This is a genomic window from Micromonospora sp. WMMD734 (genome assembly GCF_049178975.1).
Classification (GTDB): Bacteria; Actinomycetota; Actinomycetes; order Mycobacteriales; family Micromonosporaceae; genus Micromonospora; species Micromonospora wenchangensis.
The window spans coordinates 3,510,549-3,518,801 of sequence record NZ_JBMHMK010000001.1; the positions used below are offsets into that span (position 1 = coordinate 3,510,549).

The window sequence follows — 8,253 nt, forward strand, 5'->3', positions numbered from 1 at the left end:
GGGGTGGGCCTAGGCCCACCCCGGAATCGCCACCGCTGACGAGCTCAGCTCGCCTGGACCGCCGACTCCCACTGCGGCCAGGACCGCTCGGTCCCGCCCGGCGCGACGGCGAGCAGCCCGGCCCCGGCGGCGTCCATCGGCAGCCCCAGCGACAGCTCGGTGCGCCGCCTGACGTTCAGCTTCCGGTAGACCCGGGTGAGGTGCTGTTCGACGGTGCTCACCGTGATGTAGAGCTTCTTGCCGATCTCCCGGTTGGTGTGGCCGAGCGCGGCGAGCGTCGCCACCCGCTGCTCGGCGTCACTGAGCCGGGACATCTCCTCGTGCTCCGGCGGGGTGTCCGGGTCGTCGGCGCCGGCCGCGTCGCCCCCGGGCAACAGCCGGCGGCACAACGCCTGCGCCTGGATGTCCTTGGCGAGCTGCATCGCGCTGCGGGCCACCACCCGCGAGGTGTTGAACTCGCCCCGCCCGTAGTGCGCGCTGCTGAGCGCGGCCAGGGCCAGGAAGAGCTGGTAGCGGTCGCCGGACTCCTGGAGCAGGTTGGCCGCCTGGCGCAGCGTGTTGACCCGCTGCTTGACGTCGAGCGCGGACCCGAGCAGCCGCAGTGAGATGCCCCGGGTGCGGGCGTTGTCGGCGCCGGGCCGGGAAAGCTGCTCGGTCACCATGCCCCGGGCCCGGTCGGGCCGGCCGGAACGCAGGTAGACCTGGGCCAGGTCGCCGCGCCAGGGCAGCAGGGTCGGCAGGTCCATCCCCCACTGGGTGGCCAGCTGCCCGCAGGTCTCGAAGTCGGCCAGCGCCGCGTGCACCCGCCCGCCGGCCAGGTGCAGGTGGCCCCGGGCCCGCAGGTACATCGGCCAGAACCAGGTGTCGCGCATCGCGTCCGGGATGACGTGCTTGAGCTGCGCCTCGGCCTCGTCGAGCTTGTCCATGCCGATCTTGGCGAGCAGCATGTTGGACAGCGGTGAGCCGATCGCCACGCCCCAGTTGTGCGGGGACATCGCGTCCAGCGCCTCCCGGGCGAACCGCTCGCTGAGCGGCAGGTCGCCCTGGCGCAGCGCGATGTGCGAGCGGACGTCGGACAGGATGGCGTGCCAGGTGGTGGCGCCCCGCGCGCCGGCCTCGGTGCCGAGCACGTCGCACCAGTGCACGGCGCGGTCCATCCGGTCGGCGTAGACCAGGGTCTGCAGGGCGCACAGCGCCGACTCCAGCCCGACGTCGACCAGCAGGTGGCTGCCCAGCACCTGCTCGGCGCGGGCGATCACCTCGTCGGTCACCCCGTCGGTGAGCACGGCGGTCAGCGACGGCGTGGCTGATCCGAGGGAGCCGTCGGAGCGGACCGGGGCACCGGCCGGCGTGGCCGTCGGGCCGACGTCGGCGTCCAGCTCGGCGAAGGCGACGGGGAAGTGCAGCCGCAGCCACTCCGCGCATCCCTCCAGCTCGGCGGCGGTGGTGGCGTCGAGCTGCTGCCGGTTGTCGCGCAGGTGCCGCAGGGTCTCCTGGGCGTCCGCCCGGTGGCCGTGCCAGAGCTGGTAGCGCAGCAACGCGGCGGCGTGCCGTTCGGAGAGGTGCCCGGCCCGCAGCGCCTCGCGCTGCGACTGGAGGTGCTGGCTCACCGCCGCCGGGTTGACCCGCCACTGGCAGGCGGCCAGCATCGCGGTCAGCGCCGCCCGGCGCGGCTCGTCGTCGCACATGTCGTGCGCCAGCTTGAGCGACTCCACCGCGTCGTCGACGCGGTCCTCGGCCAGCGCGTGCGTCGCCGAGTCCTGGAGCACCGTGATCGCCCACGGTTCGGCCAGGCCACCGGCGGCGAGCAGGTGCCCACCGATCGCCGGTGCCGGAGCGCCCTCGGCGTGCAGCAGTTCCGCCGCCCGGGCGTGCATCTCGGACAGCGCGTCCGGGGCCAGGTCGTGCAGGACGGCCGCCCGCGCCGCCGGGTGCCGGAACCGGCCGCCGTGCAGCAGGCCGGACATCGTCAACGCGTTGAGCACCCACTGGACCCGGGCCGGCTTGGTGTCCAGCAGCCGGGCCAGCAACGCCGGGGTGGCGAAGTCGCCGAGCAGGGCCAACCCGTGGGCGGTCTCCAGGATGGTCGGGTCCCAGCGGCGCAGGCAGGCCAGGACGGCCTGGCGGAACTGGTCACCGACGACCACCTCGGTGGGCTCCGTCGCCCCGGCGACCCGCCGGTCCTGGCCGAGCGCGTGCAGCAGCAACGGGTTGCCACCGCTGACCCGGTGGTACGCCGGGGCGAGCGCCGTGGCCGTCTCGTCGTCGGTCCAGCCGCGCAGCAGTTCGGCGACGCCCGCCTCGGACAGCGGTGACAGCTGGATGTTGCAGAAGCTCGCCTGCCGGCTGATCTCGGCCCGGAACTCCGGATGGAACGGCTGGGGCTGCGGTGACTCGGTGAGCACCACCAGGATCTGTGCGGCGGTGAGCCGGCGCTGGAGGTAGAGCAGGGTGTGCAGGGTCCGCTCATCGGCGAACTCGACGTCGTCGACGAGCAGTACGAGCGGCCGGCTACGGGCGAGGTCGAGCAGCTCGACACACATGGCGTGCACGGCCCTGATGTCGGCGTCACCCTCCGTCGCGACGCCGTCGATGTCGACGAACGCGCCGATGCGCCGCATCACCTCGGCCGGCAGCGGCACGCTGTGGAACAGCTGCCCCATCACGGCCGCGGGCAGCAGCCGTTCCGCCCGGGAACAGGCGGCGCGCAGCACCAGCCCGCCCGCCGCGCCGACGTGGTCGGCGAAGGCCCGCAACAGCTCGGTCTTGCCCGTGGCACCGGGGCCGCTGATCAGCGCGACCCGCCCCCTGCCCGTGGCACTGTCGGAGTAAAGGTCCCGCAAGATGTCAAGCTCGCGGCTTCTCTCCACAAAATCCACCCGTCTCCCCCCAGGTCAGCGATGACGCATCGAACGGGCGCTGCCGGCTCCGGGTCAGGCCCCCGACGAAACCGTTCGGCTCGATGCCACGCGGTCCGCCGGGACCCGCCCGGTCACTGGCCACGTCAGCCGGCAAACCAGGTCTTGCAATGATGACTGCCAATTGATTGATGGCTTTCACCGCGTCCCGACGGCGAGCACAGCATACATAGACACCCGTACAAGACGGTAGTGGGGTGATGATACTTCGTCACCGATATTACGAGCGGGGATGGCGTTTTGTCGGTTTGTCGTCCCCGGTCGAGAAATTACCACTCGGTAGCAATTACATGATCGAAGAGCCATCGCGACCCCTCCCACCTGCGCGGATGGCCGCAGATTCCACCCACGGCACACGGCCCTGACCTGGGAAATGACTCCGGCAGAGGACTCCTACCGGAAGCTTTCGGGCCAACTCCCCCCGGCCTGCACCGTTGCCCCCGACGTCGGCACACCATCACCGACCGGACGAGAAGCATCGAATCGGGCAATCTACTCTTGAGCAAAAATTGAGTTTCAGGGAGAAGACAGCTCTATTACAGAAGCAATTCATAAGCATTGGTCAATGCCGTACCCTTGCGGCAAGCCGGGGGCTATCACAAATGCGACTCACCGGGCCGCAAAGTAACCGCAGGTTGGCCGGCCGTTGAAATCTGGCCCCCGGTCGGGAGTTAGGGGTCGCTTCCGGGTATGCGCCGACCGGCGGTGCCGCCACGCTGGAGGCATCCGAGGGCAGTGACGCGAAACACTGTCGATCGCGTCTCCCGCCCCCAGCCGAGGAGGAAAGCGTGGACGATCTCACCCGGGTGAGCAGCGCGCGGCGGTTCAGCGACGTTCGCGGCGGCGACCACTTCGACGTGGTGCTCGAAGGTGGCCCGGTCGGGCTGACGGCCGTCGAGCGGGCCCACAGCGCGCCGGCCGGCACCGGCCGGATCAAGGTGCCCTACCTGGGCGGCTACGAGCACTTCGAGCGTTCCAGTGACCACGACGGCCTCAACGACGACGCCTCGCGGGTGGTGGTCTTCCGCTGGACCATGCGGACGAAGATCGCCGAATGAGCGGTACGACGGGCGGGGCGCCGGCCACCGGCGTCCCGCCCGTCGTGTTGTCCGCACCCGGTGCGCTCGGTGCCCCGTCGCCCGGTTCGGCGGCGTCGGGCGGGTGCCCACCGGTTCCCACCCCGCAACGCCCGTCCCGGGGGACGATCCTCCCGGTAGCGGGCGCGGATCCAGTCAGGCCGCCGGGCCGCCGGAGACCGCGTGGTGCAACTGCGCGCCGATCAGCTTGATCACGTCGGCGGCGTGGTCGTTGAGGTAGAAGTGCCCACCCGGATAGACCCGCACGTCGCATTCGCCGCTGGTGTGCTTCGCCCAGTCGTGCGCCTCGTCCAACGTGGTCACCGGGTCCGCGTCCCCGGTCAGCACGGTGATCGGGGCGTCCAGGCGCTGGTCCGGGTCGGTCCGGTAGGTCTCCACCGCCTTGTAGTCGCCGCGCACCGCGGGCAGGATCATCGGCAGCAGCTCCGGGTCACCCAGCACCCTCGGGTCCGAACCGCTGAGCCGGGCCAGTTCCCGCAGCACGCCGGCATCGTCGCGGGTGTGCACGTAGCGCTCGTCGCGGACCCGGGACGGCGCCCGGCGACCGGAGGCGAACAGGCGCACCGGCGGCTGACCCGTCCGCGTCTGCAACCGCAGCCCCACCTCGTAGGCGAGCACGGCACCCATGCTGTGCCCGAAGAGCGCCACCGGCCGGTCCAGCCACGGCCGCAGCGCCTCGAACACCCCGTCGGCCAGGGCGGCGACGGAATCCAGCACCGGCTCGTGCCGGCGGTCCTGCCGACCCGGGTACTGGATCGCCAGCACCTCCACGGCGGGCGTGAGGGCCCGGGAGACCGGGAACAGATAGCTGGCCGAGCCACCGGCGTGCGGCAACGCCACCAGCCGGATCGCGCTGGTCGGCGACGGGTGGAACCGCCGCACCCAGAGGTCGTTCTCGAGCGTTGCCGTCATCACTGGTCCCCTACGGATCGGCGCTGCGGGTGCGCCCACAGCAGGACGTCTCCAGCGGGCCAACCCCCGTGCCGACGGCTCGACCGACGCGCCGACCGACCCGCCGGGCACGGATGTCGAACCGACGCCCCCCGTGTGACGCCGGTGCCCGCTGTCGAAGCGAGCGTAGGAACGTCCGAAACGCCGGGACAACCCCTAAGCGGGGCACCGGGCCCCTAGCCCGGCACCGTCACGACCGGCGGCACGGACGACGGTGGCGTCCCCGCCCACCGCGGGAACGCCACCGTCGGAACCGTACGGTCAGGCCACCGGATGTGCCGGCCGGGACGGTTGGGGGGTCGAGTCCGGCCCGATCCGGACCGCCGGCGGCTCGGTGTCGAGGCGTCCTTCCGCCGCGGCCTGCTCCGCCCGGGTCGACGGGTCGCCCCCCGTCCCGGCCGGATCGGCCGAGACGGCCGCAGCGTCCGGGTCGACCGCCGGGGTGCCGGCGGGCCCGGCGTCGGCGGGTCCGCCTGACGGATCCTGACCGGGCACCGAGGCCCCCACGTTGCGCAGCAGCACGGCGGCCAGGACCGCAGTCACCACCAGGATGCCGGCCGCGGCGACCGCGGCGACCCGCAGTTCGTCGGCGAAGGCGGCCCGGGCCAGCGCGACCAGCGTGTCCGCCGCGGTGGCGGAGAGGGTACGGCTCTCCTCGACCGCGCCACCCAGGGTCTCCCGGGCGGTCGCCCAGGAGTCGGCCGGGACGCCGTCGGGGGCCCCACCGGAGAGCTGCCGCCGGTAGACGTACGTGCCGATGCTGCCGAGGATCGCCACACCGAGCGCCGCGCCGAACTGGCTACCGGTCTCGGAGAGCCCGGCCGCCGCGCCGGCCCGCTCCGGCGGCGCGGTGGAGACGATCAACTCGGCGCTGAGCGTCAGCACCATCGCGATGCCACCCGTCATCAGCGCCTGGCCCACCACCACCATGGCCAGCCCCGAGTCGTCACCGACCTGGGCGAGCACCAGGCAGCCGGCGGCACCCACCAGCAGCCCCCCGGCGGCGACGTAGGCCCGCCGGAAGCGTTGCGCCAGCATCGGCGCGAGCACCGCCGCGCCGATGCCCGCCGCGCCGGCGGCCGGCAGCGACCACAGGCCGGCGGTGAACGGCCGCAGCCCGAGCACCAACTGGAGGTACTGGCTGATGAAGAACATGAACCCGACCAGCGCGAAGTTGGCGAGCACGTTCATCACCACGGCCGCGCTGAACGCGGGGGCGCGGAACAGCCGGACGTCGATCACCGGGTCGGCGAGCCGGCGCTGACGCAGGACGAACACGGTCAGGAAGAGCAGACCGGCGAGCACACCGGCCACCGGTGGCCAGGTCATGCCGTCCTCGGCGAACTGCTTGATGCCCCAGATCATCGGCAGCACGGCGACGAACGCCAGCACCGTGCTGAGCAGGTCGAGCCGGCCGGCGGCGGGGTTGCGGAACTCGGGCAGCAGCAACGGGGCCAGGATCAGCAGCAGCAGCATGATCGGCACGTTGATCTCGAAGACGGTGCCCCAGGAGAAGTACTGCAACAGCGCCCCGCCGGCCACCAGGCCGATGACGCCACCGGCGGAGAAGCCGGCCGCCCACATGCCGATCGCGGCCCGGCGCTCGTTCTCGTCGTGGAACATGTTGCGGATCAACGACATGGTCGACGGCATGAGCGTCGCACCCGCGGCACCCATCACCGCCCGGGTCCCGATCAGCATGCCGGGACTGGTGGAGAGGGCCGTTGCCACGGATGCGGCACCGAACACCGCCGCGCCGATCATCAGCAGCCGGCGGCGCCCGATCCGGTCCCCCAGGGTCCCCATCGGAATCAGCAGGCCGGCCAGCACGAAGGCGTAGACGTCCGTGATCCAGAGGAGCTGACTGCTGGTCGGCTCAAGGTCCGCCGTGATGAACGGCAGAGCGTACGACAGCACGGTCATGTCCATGCTGATGATCAGTGTCACCATGACGAGTACCGCGAGGCCGATCCACTCGCGGCGGCCGGCCTTTGCCTGCGCTGTAGCCATGGCCGAAAGCTACCACCGGATTTAGACGCTCGTATACATCCGATGGATGAATTAGGGGGTGGTTCCGAGTAGGGTGACGCCCGTGGGTCATCGGGAACGCCTGCTGGCAGGGGCCAGGGTCTGCCTCTACGAGCGCGGCTACACACGCACCACCGCCCGCGACATCGTCGCCGCGTCGGACACGAACCTGGCGTCGATCGGCTACCACTTCGGCTCCAAGGAGGCGCTGCTGACCGCCGCCCTGGTGCAGGCGTTCGAGGAGTGGGGCGTCGAGATCGACCGGGTGCTGCGCGACGGCACCCAGCCCGACCTGATGGACCGGCTGGAGACCATGTGGACCGGCCTGGTGGAGTCGTTCGGCACGCACCGGCCGCTCTGGGTCGCCGGGATCGAGGCGTTCGCGCTGGCCGAGCACCTGCCGGTGCTGCGCGAACAGCTCGCCGAGACGTACACCCGGGCCCGGCCCGCGCTGGCCACCTTCGTCATCCGCAACGGGGGCGAGAACGTCCCCGAGGCGACCCGCAAGGCCGTCGGCTCGTTCCTGCTGGCGTTGATGACCGGCCTGACGGTGCAGCGGCTGCTCGATCCCGAGGCCGCCCCCTCCGGCAAGGACCTGGCCGAGGCGCTGCGGGTGATCGTCGGCGCGGTCAACGAATCAGGCGACCCCGAAACCCCGTCCTCCGACGCCTGACCCCCACCCGCCGGGTCGCGTCCCGACCGACCGGACAGGGGTACGACCCACCACCGCCCGCGTACAGGGGGTCGGGATAGGGGTCGGGGCGGACCCGCCGGACCGGTCACTCCACCCGGACCAGGCCGGCGCGGAGCATGTCCTCCAGCCAGACGTCGAAGTCGCGCCGGGTGACCGCCGGATCGGCCGACCACTGCCGGGCCAGCACACCGGCCGCCCGCTCCAGCGAACCGCCCTGCTGCTGCAACGCGATCCACATCGCGGCGGCGGTCGCCCCGAACCGGTATCGCAGCCCGCTCCGTTCGGAGATCAGCTCAAGCTGCCCGTTCCGGGTGACCTTGGCGACGATGCCCTGTTCGAGTCGCACCCGCATCCTCCCTGCCTCTCCCCGTGTCCACCCTGGTGGCACCCTGCGGCGAACCGTGACGTCCACCAGGCCCGCTCACTACGGTATGAGGTCGGACGGTGACACGGTACGGCCATGGACCCACGTCGAAGGTGGACAAAACCCCACCCGTACGCGGGGAGGAAGCCCGAGGTCCGCCGGCCACCCGTGGGGGTCGGCGGACCTCGGGCCTCCTCGGAA

General features: G+C 71.9%; 6 protein-coding genes. 2 read left to right on the forward strand and 4 right to left on the reverse strand.

All coding sequences use genetic code 11. The features are described 5' to 3' along the window. Positions 1 to 44 precede the first annotated feature (44 nt). Entirely contained in the window at positions 45 to 2,879 is a 2,835-nt protein-coding gene (locus ACN267_RS14985) for an AAA family ATPase (protein WP_421488947.1), read from the reverse strand. An 827-nt stretch (positions 2,880 to 3,706) separates the two neighbouring features. Here ACN267_RS14985 and ACN267_RS14990 point away from each other — a divergent pair. Then, positions 3,707 to 3,976, forward strand: coding sequence for a DUF5988 family protein (locus tag ACN267_RS14990; protein WP_204957240.1), 270 nt, complete (start codon positions 3,707 to 3,709; stop codon positions 3,974 to 3,976). Positions 3,977 to 4,150: 174 nt separating this feature from the next. Here ACN267_RS14990 and ACN267_RS14995 read toward each other — a convergent pair whose 3' ends face one another. After that, on the reverse strand, positions 4,151 to 4,927 hold the full coding sequence (locus ACN267_RS14995) for a thioesterase II family protein (protein ID WP_204957239.1): 777 nt from the start codon (positions 4,925 to 4,927) through the stop codon (positions 4,151 to 4,153). A 300-nt stretch (positions 4,928 to 5,227) separates the two neighbouring features. Then, positions 5,228 to 6,976, reverse strand: a complete 1,749-nt coding sequence (locus tag ACN267_RS15000) for an MFS transporter (protein ID WP_421488948.1) — start codon at positions 6,974 to 6,976, stop codon at positions 5,228 to 5,230. A gap of 82 nt (positions 6,977 to 7,058) precedes the next feature. On the opposite strand from ACN267_RS15000, the gene ACN267_RS15005 reads away from it, so the two are divergent. Then, complete coding sequence (locus ACN267_RS15005; protein WP_204957237.1) at positions 7,059 to 7,667, forward strand: TetR/AcrR family transcriptional regulator; 609 nt, start codon at positions 7,059 to 7,061, stop codon at positions 7,665 to 7,667. A 106-nt stretch (positions 7,668 to 7,773) separates the two neighbouring features. Here the strand turns inward: ACN267_RS15005 and ACN267_RS15010 are convergent, their stop codons facing one another. Further along, positions 7,774 to 8,040: a PqqD family protein gene (locus ACN267_RS15010; protein WP_204928161.1), complete on the reverse strand. Its 267-nt coding sequence runs from the start codon at positions 8,038 to 8,040 to the stop codon at positions 7,774 to 7,776. Positions 8,041 to 8,253: the final 213 nt, after the last annotated feature.